The 13,663-nt window shown below is 56.6% G+C and carries 13 protein-coding genes; 5 read left to right on the top strand and 8 right to left on the bottom strand.

What is annotated here, in order from left to right:
• Nucleotides 1-96: 96 nt before the first annotated feature.
• Entirely contained in the window at nucleotides 97-1,347 is a 1,251-nt protein-coding gene (gene urtA / locus PHA01_RS01560) for an urea ABC transporter substrate-binding protein (RefSeq protein ID WP_370637266.1), read from the bottom strand.
• A 359-nt stretch (nucleotides 1,348-1,706) separates the two neighbouring features.
• Between urtA and PHA01_RS01555 the strand changes: the two genes are divergently transcribed.
• Nucleotides 1,707-2,045, top strand: coding sequence for a protein tyrosine phosphatase family protein (locus tag PHA01_RS01555; RefSeq protein WP_271892898.1), 339 nt, complete (start codon nucleotides 1,707-1,709; stop codon nucleotides 2,043-2,045).
• A 2-nt stretch (nucleotides 2,046-2,047) separates the two neighbouring features.
• On the opposite strand, the gene PHA01_RS01550 is transcribed toward PHA01_RS01555, so the two are convergent.
• Nucleotides 2,048-3,238, bottom strand: a complete 1,191-nt coding sequence (locus PHA01_RS01550; protein ID WP_271892897.1) for an acyl-CoA dehydrogenase — start codon at nucleotides 3,236-3,238, stop codon at nucleotides 2,048-2,050.
• A 280-nt stretch (nucleotides 3,239-3,518) separates the two neighbouring features.
• On the opposite strand from PHA01_RS01550, the gene mutL reads away from it, so the two are divergent.
• The 3 genes from mutL to PHA01_RS01535 all read left to right on the top strand — a co-directional run bounded on the left by mutL (nucleotide 3,519) and on the right by PHA01_RS01535 (nucleotide 6,136).
• The gene (gene mutL, locus PHA01_RS01545) at nucleotides 3,519-5,378 is read left to right on the top strand and encodes a DNA mismatch repair endonuclease MutL (RefSeq protein WP_271892896.1); all 1,860 of its coding nucleotides are present in this window, start codon (nucleotides 3,519-3,521) and stop codon (nucleotides 5,376-5,378) included.
• 64 nt (nucleotides 5,379-5,442) lie between these two features.
• Complete coding sequence (locus PHA01_RS01540; RefSeq protein ID WP_112525945.1) at nucleotides 5,443-5,679, top strand: DUF2093 domain-containing protein; 237 nt, start codon at nucleotides 5,443-5,445, stop codon at nucleotides 5,677-5,679.
• Between the two features lies 1 nt (nucleotide 5,680).
• Entirely contained in the window at nucleotides 5,681-6,136 is a 456-nt protein-coding gene (locus tag PHA01_RS01535) for a hypothetical protein (RefSeq protein ID WP_271892893.1), read from the top strand.
• Here PHA01_RS01535 and lpxK read toward each other — a convergent pair.
• Genes lpxK through PHA01_RS01505 form a run of 6 tightly spaced genes read right to left on the bottom strand, consistent with a single transcriptional unit; the run spans nucleotide 6,131 to nucleotide 11,692 of the window.
• On the bottom strand, nucleotides 6,131-7,162 hold the full coding sequence (lpxK, locus tag PHA01_RS01530) for a tetraacyldisaccharide 4'-kinase (RefSeq protein ID WP_271892891.1): 1,032 nt from the start codon (nucleotides 7,160-7,162) through the stop codon (nucleotides 6,131-6,133). The two genes, PHA01_RS01535 and lpxK, sit on opposite strands and share 6 nt — an antisense overlap.
• Nucleotides 7,159-8,481, bottom strand: coding sequence for a lipid IV(A) 3-deoxy-D-manno-octulosonic acid transferase (waaA, locus tag PHA01_RS01525; RefSeq protein ID WP_271892889.1), 1,323 nt, complete (start codon nucleotides 8,479-8,481; stop codon nucleotides 7,159-7,161). Before waaA ends, lpxK begins: the two co-directional genes overlap by 4 nt.
• Nucleotides 8,478-9,251 (bottom strand): lysophospholipid acyltransferase family protein, encoded by a 774-nt coding sequence (locus tag PHA01_RS01520; RefSeq protein WP_271892888.1) that lies wholly within the window; start codon nucleotides 9,249-9,251, stop codon nucleotides 8,478-8,480. The genes waaA and PHA01_RS01520 overlap by 4 nt, the downstream gene beginning before the upstream one ends.
• Before the next feature lie 12 nt (nucleotides 9,252-9,263).
• Nucleotides 9,264-9,512 carry a DUF4170 domain-containing protein gene (locus tag PHA01_RS01515; protein ID WP_224512456.1) on the bottom strand — a complete coding sequence of 83 codons (249 nt, stop codon included), beginning with the start codon at nucleotides 9,510-9,512 and terminating at the stop codon, nucleotides 9,264-9,266.
• Between the two features lie 40 nt (nucleotides 9,513-9,552).
• A complete protein-coding gene (locus PHA01_RS01510; protein WP_271892886.1) occupies nucleotides 9,553-10,362 on the bottom strand; it encodes a 3'(2'),5'-bisphosphate nucleotidase CysQ in 810 nt (269 codons plus the stop codon).
• Nucleotides 10,349-11,692 (bottom strand): TldD/PmbA family protein, encoded by a 1,344-nt coding sequence (locus PHA01_RS01505; protein ID WP_271892884.1) that lies wholly within the window; start codon nucleotides 11,690-11,692, stop codon nucleotides 10,349-10,351. Before PHA01_RS01505 ends, PHA01_RS01510 begins: the two co-directional genes overlap by 14 nt.
• Nucleotides 11,693-11,832: 140 nt before the next feature.
• Between PHA01_RS01505 and PHA01_RS01500 the strand changes: the two genes are divergently transcribed.
• Nucleotides 11,833-13,659 (top strand): monovalent cation:proton antiporter-2 (CPA2) family protein, encoded by a 1,827-nt coding sequence (locus tag PHA01_RS01500; protein ID WP_271892882.1) that lies wholly within the window; start codon nucleotides 11,833-11,835, stop codon nucleotides 13,657-13,659.
• The last annotated feature ends 4 nt before the right edge of the window (nucleotides 13,660-13,663 follow it).

Raw genomic sequence — 13,663 nt, 5'->3', positions numbered from 1 at the left:
ATTTCGGCGGAAACTCCATCCCCACACGTAAGGCGGGGATGGAGTCAGCTTCGGATGTGCCCCGGACCCGAAGCCTGGGAGTGGAGGTTCAAAACCCTAATTGGTAACGCCGCCGCACTTGCCGCTGACAATGTTGAAATTGCCGCACGACATGGGCTTGCGCCAGTCAGAGATCAGGTCTTTGGAGCCCGGTAGATAATCGGACCATTCGTCTCCGACGACGAGGCCGGGAGTCTGATAGACGATGTCGAACTGGCCATCGTCCTGCACTTCACCGATCAGCACAGGCTTGGTGATGTGATGGTTGGGCATCATCGTCGCGTAACCACCGGAAAGGTTTGGAACGGAGGTGCCGACAATTGAATCGATAACCGCGTTGGAATCCGTGGTACCTGCGGCCTCAACAGCCTTAACCCACATGTTGAAGCCAATATAGGTTGCCTCCATCGGGTCGTTGGTCACGCGCTTGTCGTTCTTCGTATAGGCGTGCCACTCCTTGATGAACTCGGCGTTGGCGTCCGCATCAACCGACTGGAAATAGTTCCAGGCTGCGAGGTGACCGACGAGCGGCTTTGTGTCGAGACCGGCCAATTCTTCTTCGCCGACCGAGAAGGCAACGACCGGAATGTCTTCAGCCTTGATGCCCTGGTTGGCGAGTTCCTTGTAGAAAGGCACGTTCGCATCGCCGTTGATTGTCGAAACCACGGCCGTCTTCTTGCCCGTGGAACCGAACTTCTTGATATCGGAGACGATCGTCTGCCAATCGGACTGGCCGAATGGCGTGTAGTTGATCATGATATCCTCATCCTTGACGCCTTTGGCGTTGAGATAGGCTTTCAGGATCTTGTTGGTCGTCTGCGGGTAGACGTAGTCGGTGCCGGCGAGAACCCAACGCTCGACGCCTTCTTCCTTGGCCAGGTAGTCGACAGCGGGAATAGCCTGCTGGTTTGGAGCGGCGCCTGTGTAGAACACATTGCGCGAGCTTTCTTCACCCTCGTACTGGACAGGATAGAACAACATCGAGTTCAGCTCTTCGAAAACTGGCAGAACCGATTTACGCGAGGAGGATGTCCAGCAGCCGAATACGGCGGCGACTTTATCCTGCTCGATCAGCTGGCGTGCCTTTTCGGCGAAAAGCGGCCAGTCCGATGCAGGATCAACCACCACAGCCTCAAGCTTCTTGCCAAGTACGCCGCCCTTCTTGTTCTGTTCGTCAATCAAGAACAGCATCGTGTCCTTTAGGGTCGTTTCGGAAATAGCCATCGTCCCGGACAGCGAATGCAGAATGCCGACCTTGATCGTGTCGTCCGCGGCGCTCGCAGGTGACATGGCCAGGGACGCACCCATGGCGGCGGCCGCCAAAGTCCCGATAAATCTGGCTGGTAAATTGAACATTCAGGTGAACCCCTCTTTTGGTTGTTGGTACCGAAGGAGTTCCAAGCAACGAGCGTGCCAAGTCGTGTTCGTCGGTTAAAGACATCTGAATTATTCAAAATTATCAGCATATTATGGGTTTTCACAATCAACGCATTTTTTGCAAGATGTTTGGTTCGGACGCTTTCGCAACCCCCTTTAGCTCATACTTTAGTCACATAGCTGTATATGCTGATTTAATAGGCATGGACAGAGAGTAAAGATGCTTTGATATGGCATTGGCCTCCGTTTGATGTATGGTACTTCGACACCAACGCTTCCAAGGACATAAAATGGACATCCGTCAGATTGACGAAGATTTTGCCGTGACCGGCCAGATTTCACCCGATGATGTGCGCGATATTGTTGCCGCAGGCTATCAGGCGCTGATTTGCAACCGTCCGGACGGCGAATCGCCGGACCAGCCAGATTTCGCTGAAATTTCTCAGGTTGCCGAAAAAGCAGGCATTCCGATTTATTATGTTCCGGTTATCTCCGGTCAACTGACCCAGGACGACGTCGATGCCATGGCCAAAGCGCTGGAGGAAGCGGAAGGACCTGTCCTCGCCTATTGCCGCTCCGGCGCACGCTCAACCAATATTTATGGCATCGTCCAACAGCAGAAGGGCTAGCTCTAGAAGAACGCCTGGATACCCGTCTGCGCGCGGCCTAGAATGAGGGCGTGCACGTCATGCGTGCCCTCATAGGTATTGACGGTCTCAAGGTTCTGCGCGTGCCGCATGACGTGATAGCCGATCTGGATGCCATTGCCACCATGCATGTCACGGGCGACGCGGGCGATATCCAGCGCCTTGCCGCAATTGTTGCGCTTGATCAGACTGATCATCTCTGGTGCAACTTTGTCTTCGTCCATCAGACGGCCAACGCGCAACGAGGCTTGTAGTCCAAGCGCGATTTCCGTCTGCATGTCAGCGAATTTCTTCTGAAACAGCTGTGTAGCGGCGAGTGGCCGTCCGAACTGCTTGCGATCAAGCCCGTATTGCACAGTACGCTGCCAGCAATCCTCCGCAGCGCCCATTACACCCCAAGAAATGCCGTAGCGCGCGCGATTGAGGCAACCGAACGGCCCTTTCAGGCCGGAAACATTCGGCAGCAAATGCTCTTCACCGACAACCACGCCATCCATGACGATTTCGCCCGTTATCGACGCGCGCAGCGAGAGCTTCCCGCCGATCTTCGGCGCAGAAAGGCCCTGCATGCCCTTTTCCAGGACGAATCCCCTGATCTGGCCATCATGCGCGTCAGATTTAGCCCAGACGACAAAAACGTCGGCTATGGGTGAATTGGAAATCCACATCTTTGAACCAGACAACCGGTAGCCATCCGCGACTTTTGTCGCGCGGGTCTTCATGCCCGCCGGATCCGAGCCGGCGTCGGGCTCAGTCAGGCCAAAGCAACCAATCCACTCTCCGGAAGCAAGTTTTGGCAGGTATTTCTTGCGCTGTTCCTCGGAGCCGTAGGCATAGATCGGATACATGACCAGCGACGACTGGACGCTCATCATGGAGCGATAACCGCTGTCGACACGCTCGACTTCGCGGGCCACGAGGCCGTATGCCACATAAGATGCTCCGGCGGTGCCGTATTCCTCAGGCAAGGTGACACCGAGAAGGCCGGATTCACCCATCAGTCTGAAGAGGTCGGGATCGGTCTTCTCCTCCAGATAGGCCTCTTCGATACGCGGCAGCAGCTCGTTTTGCGCGAAGGCACGGGCGCTGTCGCGGATCATCCGCTCGTCTTCAGTCAATTGATCTTCCAAGAGAAAGGGATCAGTCCAGACAAAGGACGGCTTCGAATTGGCCATTGGGGTTTCCTCCTTGATTTTCCGAAGACTGCCGGAAACTCACTGCAGCGGCCATCTGACGCGATTTTCTCTTCTTCCGGTGCTCACGTACTTATACGTACGCTGCGCTCCGGTTCTCGAAAACCACGCCATCTGTTCCGCCGCAGCGACTTTTCAAACAGTCTTTTCAAGAGACCTATCATCAAATTTGTGTCTAAAGCCAGATGGATGTCCAAATGTTTCCTGAGGACAGCCAACCCGCCGGATTTCCGTCGAAGGACGAATCCAGTATAGGTTTTCGATGGCTATCAAGCAGCTGACCGAAACAATCATAAACCAGATCGCCGCGGGCGAAGTCATCGAACGCCCGGCGAGCGTGGTGAAGGAGCTCGTCGAGAACGCCATCGATGCCGGCGCAACCCGCATCGATATCGTTACTGCAGGCGGCGGTAAGAATTTGATCCGCGTCAGCGACAATGGATCGGGGATTCCGTCTGACGAGTTAACTCTCGCCGTTGCGCGTCACTGTACTTCAAAGCTCACCGACAATGTTCATGACATACGCGCGCTCGGCTTTCGCGGTGAAGCACTGCCATCAATCGGATCGGTATCGCGGCTTTCGGTGAAATCACGGATAGCCGAGGCGGATTCCGGTTTTGAGATCAACGTTCACGGCGGACGACTGGAGGGACCTCGCCCGACGCCAATGAATGGCGGGACGATTGCCGAAGTGCGTGATCTCTTTTTCGCGACACCGGCACGACTGAAGTTCATGAAGACCGACCGTGCCGAAGCTTCCGCCATAAGCGATGTGGTCAAGCGCGTCGCAATCGCTTTTCCGCATATCCGCTTTTCAATTGCCGGAAGCGACCGCACACCTTTGGATCTCGCCGCAACCGGCACGGGATCGACAGGTATGCTGGAGCGCATTTCGCAGGTGCTTGGCAAGGAATTTCCCGAAAACGCCATTGCTATCGATGCAATGCGCGATGGTGTACGCCTGTCGGGCTTTGCCGGCATTCCTGCATTCAACCGCGCCAACAGCCTGCAGCAATTTGCCTATGTGAACGGACGCCCCGTCCGCGACAAGCAAATCTGGGGCGCGATACGCGGCGCCTTTGCCGATGTGATTTCGCGCGACCGGCATCCGGTAGTCGTGCTTTTCCTCAACCTTGATCCGGCTCTTGTCGACGTCAATGTGCATCCAGCCAAAGCCGATGTGCGCTTCCGTGATCCCGGACTGGTGCGGGGTTTGATCGTGGGGGCCATTCGCGAAGCACTCGGTCAATCCGGTATCCGCGCCGCGACCAGCGGTGCCGAGGCGATGCTGAATTCATTCCGACTTGGCGGCGTAGAACCAATCCGACCAGCAGCAGCCCAGCGCTGGCAGGGTGCAGCGGCGGTCAATCAGAACTACAATGTCCAGCAATCGCCCTATCGCCCATTCGCAATGGAGCCAGCCGCACGGCATGGTGGAGAGGGTTTTGCGGAAACGGTTCAGGCCTTTCTTTACGATGGTGCAACGGCGCTTGCCGCAGACACACGGGCCGGGATGGCTGAGGCTCCACAGGAGCTGCTTTCAGCGCCGCTTGGGGCCGCAAGAGCACAGATTCATGCTAATTATATCGTCTCACAGACCGAAGACAGTCTGGTCATTGTCGATCAGCACGCGGCCCACGAGCGGCTGGTCTATGAGGCACTGAAAAACGCGCTTCATTCGAAGTCCCTGCCAGCGCAGATGCTGCTCATCCCCGAAATCGTTGATTTGCCAGAAGAAGACGTCGGGCGGCTTGTGGCCCACGCGGAGACACTGGCGCGCTTCGGCCTCGGTATCGAATCTTTCGGGCCAGGTGCGATTGCTGTTCGTGAAACACCCTCCATGCTGGGAGAAATCGATACGCAGAAACTGATCCGCGATCTCGCTGATGAAATTGCCGAACACGATACGTCGGACGGTCTCAAAGCCATTCTCAATCACGTCGCTGCAACCATGGCGTGCCATGGCTCTGTTCGCGCCGGACGACGCTTGAAACCCGACGAAATGAATGCCCTGCTGCGCCAGATGGAAGAAACGCCAGGCTCCGGGACCTGTAATCACGGCCGCCCCACCTATATTGAACTGAAGTTGACAGACATTGAGCGCTTGTTTGGCCGCAGGTGAGTCTTGACCGGCATGGCTACGGGCGCCTAAATGAAATGAAATTGATAAAACCGGAACACATTTTATGAACAGATTTGAAGGCCCTGGCTCGCGTGAAGCTAAAATCCGCTATCTCGACGGTGATTTCCAGGTCCTGTCGCCTGGCTCCTACGTCTTGTGTTCTGTTACCTCCGAAAAGATCCCGCTTGACGAATTGAAGTACTGGAGCGTGGCGCGGCAGGAAGCCTACGCCGACGCACGGATTTCATTGGAGCGCGAGATCGAGATGAACCCCGCTCTGCGTCAACGCAGCAAGGCCTGAGATGCTCTCGAGGCGCGCGGTACTACTTTCGCTTCTTGCTGCCGCTACACTGGCAAGCGGCTGCACCACAGACAGCGCGAGCCGCGAGCCGCCCTATAGCGGACCAACCAAAACCATACGCGGCTATCTGCGAGGCCCACCCTATACGTGGCTTACGGCAAGTTCGGTTGTATACATCAACGCCTATGACGCCACAGGAGGGAATTCCTCCCACATGCCCAAGATTGGCGGGATGAGCTTCACTCTCAACCGCAATGGCCATTTCCCTGTAGCATATGAGATCGAGATTCCAGCGAGCGGCTCGGTGCCGCGCGTTGCGCTTTCCGTCGAAATTCGGCGTGGAGGCAATATTCTTTTCTCGAATGACCGCAACTTCAGCCAGACGACCGGACGCAATCTCGATATACCCATGCGCGAAGCACCGCCAAGGATTCGGAGTTTCCGCGGGCGGTTATGAGCGTTTGAGAGAACGCATCCTGGCGCGATCTCGCGTTTCCCGAATGATGCGTAACGCAGTCTGCGGATGACTGAAGACGAGCTCCACTTCCAGAACCAGGACCTGCGACGCGAGCTCTTTCACCGCCGGGCTACCGTCCAGCAACCGGACCTGGTCCTTTGTCGTTGTAATCAAGGTAAGGCCGTCCTTGTCGGCGTCCCTTAGAAGATCGGCAATGTCTTCGTCCTTATAGGGATGATGGTCGGGGAACGATCTTGTTTGCTCGACCTTGGCGCCCGCCTCTTCAAGCGTCCTGAAGAATTTGGATGGATCGCCAATGCCCGCAAAAGCGAGTAACGGTCTATCTGCAATCCCTTCCAATGCTTTGGGTTTGAGGACGGCCTCGTAAACTGGTTTCGCCGCACGCGCAGCGTTCCGAACCAGTTTGTCAGCACCGTTCGCTGTGCCGATCTTCAAGAGAGCGTCGGCCCGGACGAGCTGGTCGGTCAAGGGCGCGCGCAAGGGACCACCCGGGAAGACATGGCCATTGCCGATACCACGTCCGGCGTCTACGACAAGCAGAGCATAATCGAAGTGAAGACGGGCACTCTGGAAGCCATCATCCATGATGATGAAGTCACACCCCGCGTCATGCAGGGACTTTGCACCGGCAAGACGGTCTGTGCAGACGACGACCGGTGCATACCGCGCGAGGAGCATCGGCTCGTCACCGACGTGGCGGGCACTGTCGTGGCCCAGATCAACGCGGTGCAGACCGGAGAACGCGCCGCCATAGCCACGCGAAACAATGCCTGGCTTGAGACCCGCTGTGGTCGCTGCCTGCGCAAACGCTATGGATGTCGGCGTTTTGCCTGCTCCGCCCAAAGTAAAGTTACCTATGCACAGTACAGGCACGGGTATGGCTGGCGGTTTGGCCCGCCGAAGACGCCGTCCGGCAACCATTCCATATATTTTTGAAAGAGGGCTCAGAGCCCGAGCGCGCCAGTCCGGTTTCTCCCACCAGAACGGAGGCGCCTCACTCGTCATTTCCAGCCGCCTTCGCGATTGCTCAGACGTGCCTGAAGAACCAGCGGCTGAATAAAAGGCTCAAGCGCTGTCATGGTGCGGGTCAGCGAACCCCGCATGTCTTCGACGGTCTTCAACCCGGCATCGATCATGATCTGGCGTTCTGCGGGATTGTTGAAAAGGTAATTCACCGCGCCAGCCAGCATGTCCTTATCACGTACAAGCTTGGCGCCGCCATTCTTGATCAGACGCTGATAGGAGTCGCGGAAATTCTGGACATTTCGCCCGGAAAGAATAGCGGATTTCAGCATGGCAGGTTCAAGGGGATTCTGCCCGCCCTGGGCTGTCAACGAGCGGCCGACAAAGGCGATTTCTGTCAGTCGCAGATAAAGTCCCATGTCGCCTATCGTATCGCCAAGATAAATGTCGGTATCGGGCTCAATCTGATCGCCACGGCTACGCAGCGCGACCTTCATGCCCAACTTCTCAATCTCGGCTGCAATCTGCGCTGCACGATCCGGATGGCGGGGAACGATGATGGTCAGCAAATCGCGATGCCTTGCCTTTAGCATATGGTGGACCTGCGCAACGACCGCCTCTTCGCCCTGGTGAGTTGAAATGGCCGCCCAAATCTTGCGCGTTCCGATCATACGCTGGAGCAAAGCAAGCTCTGCGTTGTTTACCGGCGGCACGGCCGTGTCGACCTTTAGATTGCCCGAAACCGTCACCGGTCTTGCGCCAAGTGCACGGAACCGCTCGCCATCGACTTCGGATTGGGCAACGACATGCGCGAGGTTTTCGAACAAGGCTTCGGCGATTGACGCGCGCCTGTGCCACGATGCGAAAGAGCGATCCGACAAACGGCCGTTGACGAGAACTTGCGGGACCCGGCGCGTCCCGAGTTCGAGGATCGTCATCGGCCAGATTTCGGATTCGCAGATGACTGCCAGATCTGGCTGCCAGTGGGTTAGAAAACGATCGACTGCAGGCTTGAGGTCGAGCGGGACATACTGATGAATGACCCGGTCGCCGAGGCGTTCCTGCACCATCTTCGCAGATGTGACGGTGCCCGTCGTCAGAACCACATGGATGCCTGTGTCGATAATTGCTTCCACAAGCGGTGTGACAGCCGACGTCTCGCCGACACTGGCCGCATGAACCCAAATGAGTGGACCCGAAGGGCGGGCAACGCTCGCATTGCCGTAGCGCTCGCCATGACGACCACGCTCTTCCTTGCCTTTGCTCGCGCGGAAAGCCACATAGGCGCCAACGACCGGAAAGGCTGCGGCACCCACCCATCGATAGGTGCTCAGGACAAATCGAGCCCAACGTTCACTCATACCCTACCATCCACCAACTCATGCACCCGAACGGTGTTCGCATTCAAACTGTTGGTCAATTCGACACGTTTGGCTTCAAGCATTGCATCGTCGGCATCCTCCGGCACGAAAATAGGGTCGCCAATAATCAGCCCCGACCTGCCAAAGGGCAAGGGAATGGTGGTCTTGTCCCAGCTCTTCTCCAAGACTTTTCTTTTAGACGTCAGGTAGCAAATCGGGAGAATTGGACGGCCAGACAGCTTGGCAAGAAGGACGACGCCAATTCCGGATTCACGCGGCGTCCCGTGCGGGATATCAGCAATCATGGCAGCGGTCTTACCTTCCTTGAGTGCTTTTTTCAAGGCGAGCAAGGCGCGCGCACCACCTTTTACCGTCCCCCTGGCCCGATCTCTCCCGCCGGAACCGCGCACGATCTCGACGCCAAAGCGTTCAGCGACACGTGCATTGAGTTCAGCGTCCTTGCTTTTCGAGAACATGGCAACAAAGCGAACACCGCGCGGCATCAGGAACGGCGCCATCAGGTGCTGGCCGTGCCAAGCAACCGCGATGAAAGGTTCGCCGCCGCGCTTCATTTCCTCGAGGTCGGAGGAACCGGGAATCCTCGGGTTGGTAGCATTGACCAGCCGGAAAAACTGCGTGATCAGGAAAGCGATCATCGAGCGGACCATCGGCGATTTTGCCAAGGGGCCGCGTACCCTTCGCCAAAAACGTTTCAGCATCCCGCTTTTTCGCCGGGGAGACTTGGTTGCCACTGGGATGTGTTCACTCATGCCGATATTAGATCAGTCTGCCTTGCCTGTGACAGGATCCAGCAACTTATGCATGTGCACGATGAAATAGCGCATGTGCGCATTATCGACCGTCTGCTGTGCTTTGGATTTCCACGCACGCTGTGCGGTTTCGAAATTTGGGTAAATGCCGACAATATCGAGCTTGTCGAGATCGCGAAATTCCACACCGCCCAGTTTCTTCAGCTCGCCGCCAAAGACGAGATGAAGCAGTTGCTTTTGATCTGATGCGTTTTCGCTCATGGTTGCCCATCCAAATGATCGAATTGAAGTTACTGCCTGTTTATCCGAAGGCGGTTTCAGCGACAACGGCCAACATGTTATCCAATAGTAGACCGCTGGCGGCGACGAGCGCCTCATGCCGGTAATCGCCGGTGCTGGTATTGCGTAAGCCGTAAGTGAGCGGCTTGCCATCGGCTGTCAAGACATTGCCGCCCGCCTCCGAAAGGATGAGGTCCGCCGCAGCCAAATCCCAGTCATGCGAGTTGGGGCGCACAAAAGTTCCAGCAATATCGCCACGCGCCACCATGGCGATCCGGTAAGCCAGTGAGGCCACATAAGGAGCATGTTCGATGGAGGCAAGGAAACGCTCGGGCAGTCTTTTCAAAAATGCACCAGGTCCCGCTACCTTGAATGGCTGGTTCTCGGCCTGAACGCGAATAGCACTGCCATTTTGCTCCGCGCCGAAACCCGGCAATGCCGTGAATATTTCCTCGCGCGCAGGACAGTCGAGTACACCCGCGACAGGCCGCCCATTTTCAATGACAGCAACGCTGACACACCAGACATCCTGCCCTTCGATAAACGCCCGAGTTCCATCGATCGGATCGACCACAAAGAACCGTTGTCTCGGTGAGGCTACCCGTTCATCGAGGGTCTCTTCCGATATCCAGCCATAGTCGGGCCGGGCCGTCAGCAACATGTCCTTCAGATACTTGTCTGCGGCAAGGTCTGCCTCTGTGACCGGCGAATTGCCTGTCTTCATCCAGATTTGCGGCGCTTGCTTAAAATACGAGAGCGCTATTCGACCTGCTCCCTCTGCAGCCTCACGTATCAGTTCGAGATCTTCGCGATTTTGTTTATTTGCCGGCAAGAGTCATGCCTTCGATCAGGAGAGTCGGGCTGGCAACACCGAAATTGCGATCAATATCGTTGGCGGCAACGAGATTGAGAAACATCTCTTTAAGGTTGGAGGCGATGGTGACTTCGCTCACCGGGTAAGCAAGTTCGCCGTTCTCGATCCAGAATCCCGAAGCACCTCGACTGTACTCACCGGTAACCATATCCACGCCATGGCCGAACAGCTCTGTAACGTAGAAGCCCGTCCCGACAGAACGGATGATTTCTTCGGGTGTCTTGTCTCCGGGTTCTATAGCGAAGTTGGTCGAAGATGGGACCACTGTCGAGCCAGAACGCACACCCCGGCCATTTGTCGTCAAGCCCAATTCCTTGGCGGTCGAGGTCGAGAGGAACCAGTGCCTGAGTATACCATTCTCAATCATGTTGAGCGGCACGCCCTCCATCCCTTCGCCATCGAAGGGACGTGAGGAAGGGCCGCGAACCCGCAATGGATCGTCGGTAACATTGATCGCCTCCGAAAGAATTTTCATTCCCATACGATCCTTGAGAAAGCTGGTCCTGCGCGCAACTGATGCGCCATTGATCGCGCTGGCGATATGGCTGGCAATGCCACGGGCTACGCGCGGATCGAAGACGACGTTAACGCGGCCGGTCTTTGCCTGACGTGCACCAAGACGCTTGACAGCCCGCTCGCCGGCAGAGCGACCAATGGCTTCAGCATCTTCCAAAGCCTCGAAATAGATACGCGACGAAAAATCATAGTCGCGTTCCATGGCAGTGCCGCTTCCCGCAATGGCACTGACCGAGCGCGAAAAGCGCGAACCCATATATTGCCCGGCAAAGCCGCCAGAGGTAACGAGCACTAGCCCTCCCATTCCTGCCGACGCAGATCCGCCACCGGAATTGGTAACGCCTTCGACAGCAAGAGCAGCTTCTTCCGCGGCCAACGCTGCCTCGGTCAGCTGTGCTGCGTCGACTACCGTCGAATCATAAAGATCAAGGTCACGAACGTTGCGCACGAGATTTTCGGGGGCAGCAAGCCCTTCGAATGCGTCATCCGGTGAAACCTTGGCCATGGCGACGGCGCGCTCCGCCAAGACGTTTGGATCAGCGCCGGCATTGGCCGAAATACTTGCCACCTTGCGCCCAACGAAGACGCGCAGTGAAAACTCGTCGCTTTCCGAGGACTCGGTCGATTCGACTTTTCCGAGCCGAACAGTCACGCCCGTCGAGCGCGAACGTACGACAACCGCATCGGCGGCATCAGCCCCCGCACGCTTTGCCGCTTGCACAAGCGCTGCCGCATTGTCTACGAATTCGCGGGAATTTACCGGCTCGGTCATTTTCGTCTCTAACGTTGATTGCATGATAGGATGCAAGGACTTATCTGACGAAAGTCAGATGCATTCCTTCCTATATGGTGCAAATTGGGGTCTATCAAGGCAAGCCAACGCAACAATCTCACAGCCGAGGTCACAAATATATGCTCTCGCAAAGCGGCAACCTCTATTTTCAGGCACTGGCACTTCTCGCGGGGGCAATAATTGCGGCGCCGCTGTTCAAGCGTCTTGGGCTCGGTACGGTTCTCGGATATCTCGCTGCTGGCCTACTGATCGGACCTCTGGCCAATCTCATTACCGATGGCGAACAGGTCCTGCATTTCTCCGAACTTGGCGTCGTGTTCCTGCTTTTCGTCATCGGTCTCGAATTGAAGCCCTCGCGTCTCTGGACATTGCGCCACGCGATTTTCGGCCTTGGTGCCGCACAGGTCATCGTAACGGGTGCTGTGCTTACCGGGCTGATCCTCGCTTTGAATTTGATGATCTGGCAGGCGGCAGTTGTGACCGGGTTTGGTCTGGCACTGTCTTCGACAGCATTTGCCATGCAGATATTGGAGGAGCGCGGCGAAACAACCACGCAGCACGGTCAGACTTCGTTCGCAATCCTGCTATTTCAGGATCTGGCCATCGTTCCCTTGCTGGCGATGATCCCCGTCCTGGCGCCTGGTTCTGCGCAGCACGAGGCTGATCCGCTCGGCCAGTTTCTTATCGCGGTCATCTGTATTGGTGCAATCGTCGCGGTCGGACGCTATCTCCTCAACCCTCTGTTCCGCTTCATTGCTAATACGGGCGCGCGTGAAGTCATGATTGCCGCGGCGCTATTCGTCGTGCTGGGTGCAGCTGTCCTGATGCAGTTCGCCGGGTTATCGATGGCCATGGGCGCGTTCATCGCCGGCGTTCTTTTGGCGGAATCTTCCTACCGGCATGAGCTCGAAGCCGATATCGAACCATTTCGCGGTGTGTTTCTCGGCCTGTTCTTCATGGCTGTCGGGCTCTCGCTGGATCTCGATGTCATTCTCTCCGACTGGCTGGCAATTCTGCTTGCGGTACCGGTCTTCATGGCGATCAAGGCGCTCGTCGTCTATCTGCTGGCACGGCTGTTTCGCTCCAATCACAATGATGCAATTCGGATTGCTTTCTTTCTACCGCAAGGTGGCGAGTTCGGCTTCGTATTGTTTTCTGCGGCCGCTGCAGCCGGCTTGATGAGTGTGTCCACAGCCTCAGAACTGGTGGCAGTCGTAACGCTTTCGATGGCGGTCATGCCGTTATCCGTCGCGCTTGGAAACAAATTTCTAGCCAATACGAGTGCGCAGGACGAGATCGACGAGGACTTCGATGGAGCGGGTGCCGATGTGATGATGATCGGCTTCTCGCGTTACGGCCAGATCGCGGCGCAAATTCTGCTTGCTGGTGGAAGCGACGTGACTGTGATCGACGCGTCCGCAGATCGGATACGCGCCGCAGGACGGTTCGGATTCCGCATTTATTTCGGTGATGGCACGCGCAAGGAAGTTCTGGAAGCTGCGGGAATACGGCAAGCCAAGATCGTTGCCGTCTGCACGCATATAAAAGAAACGACGGATCAAATCGTTGAAATGATCCAGGCGAACTATCCGGATATCAAGCTGTTCGTCCGTTCGTATGACCGCGTTCACACGTTGAAGCTACGAGCGCGCGGGGTTCACTACGAGCTACGCGAGACCCTGGAGTCCGGCCTGGTGTTTGGCCGCCGCACGCTGGAAGAACTCGGCGTCAGCGAAGAACTTGCCCATGAAATCATGGAGGATATCAGGCGGCGCGATGAGGACAGGCTGCATATCCAGGCGTCGGAAGGCCTGACAGCCGGCAACGATCTGTTGTTGACGCGGCCGGTGACACCAGAACCACTGATCAAGCCGACGCGCGAAGCCAAGCGTATCGACACGGTTCCCGATGAAGAAATGGAACCCGATGCCACTCCGGCTGAATAGGCGT

The organism is Candidatus Phyllobacterium onerii (assembly GCF_028331445.1).
Lineage (GTDB): Bacteria > Pseudomonadota > Alphaproteobacteria > Rhizobiales > Rhizobiaceae > Phyllobacterium > Phyllobacterium onerii.
Note: the sequence above shows the minus strand (reverse complement) of the source record. Positions and strands in the feature narration are given on the sequence as shown.

Bases quoted from the DNA above. Each gene is read 5' to 3' on its own strand.
- PHA01_RS01535 (WP_271892893.1), top strand. From the start codon at position 5,681: ATGCTCTCGAGGCGCGCGGTACTACTTTCGCTTCTTGCTGCCGCTACA.
- PHA01_RS01520 (WP_271892888.1), bottom strand. From the start codon at position 9,251: ATGAGTGAACACATCCCAGTGGCAACCAAGTCTCCCCGGCGAAAAAGC.
- PHA01_RS01555 (WP_271892898.1), top strand. From the start codon at position 1,707: ATGGACATCCGTCAGATTGACGAAGATTTTGCCGTGACCGGCCAGATT.
- PHA01_RS01540 (WP_112525945.1), top strand. From the start codon at position 5,443: ATGAACAGATTTGAAGGCCCTGGCTCGCGTGAAGCTAAAATCCGCTAT.
- PHA01_RS01500 (WP_271892882.1), top strand. From the start codon at position 11,833: ATGCTCTCGCAAAGCGGCAACCTCTATTTTCAGGCACTGGCACTTCTC.
- urtA (WP_370637266.1), bottom strand. From the start codon at position 1,347: ATGGGTGCGTCCCTGGCCATGTCACCTGCGAGCGCCGCGGACGACACG.
- waaA (WP_271892889.1), bottom strand. From the start codon at position 8,481: ATGAGTGAACGTTGGGCTCGATTTGTCCTGAGCACCTATCGATGGGTG.
- PHA01_RS01515 (WP_224512456.1), bottom strand. From the start codon at position 9,512: ATGAGCGAAAACGCATCAGATCAAAAGCAACTGCTTCATCTCGTCTTT.
- PHA01_RS01505 (WP_271892884.1), bottom strand. From the start codon at position 11,692: ATGACCGAGCCGGTAAATTCCCGCGAATTCGTAGACAATGCGGCAGCG.
- PHA01_RS01550 (WP_271892897.1), bottom strand. From the start codon at position 3,238: ATGGCCAATTCGAAGCCGTCCTTTGTCTGGACTGATCCCTTTCTCTTG.
- lpxK (WP_271892891.1), bottom strand. From the start codon at position 7,162: ATGACGAGTGAGGCGCCTCCGTTCTGGTGGGAGAAACCGGACTGGCGC.
- mutL (WP_271892896.1), top strand. From the start codon at position 3,519: ATGGCTATCAAGCAGCTGACCGAAACAATCATAAACCAGATCGCCGCG.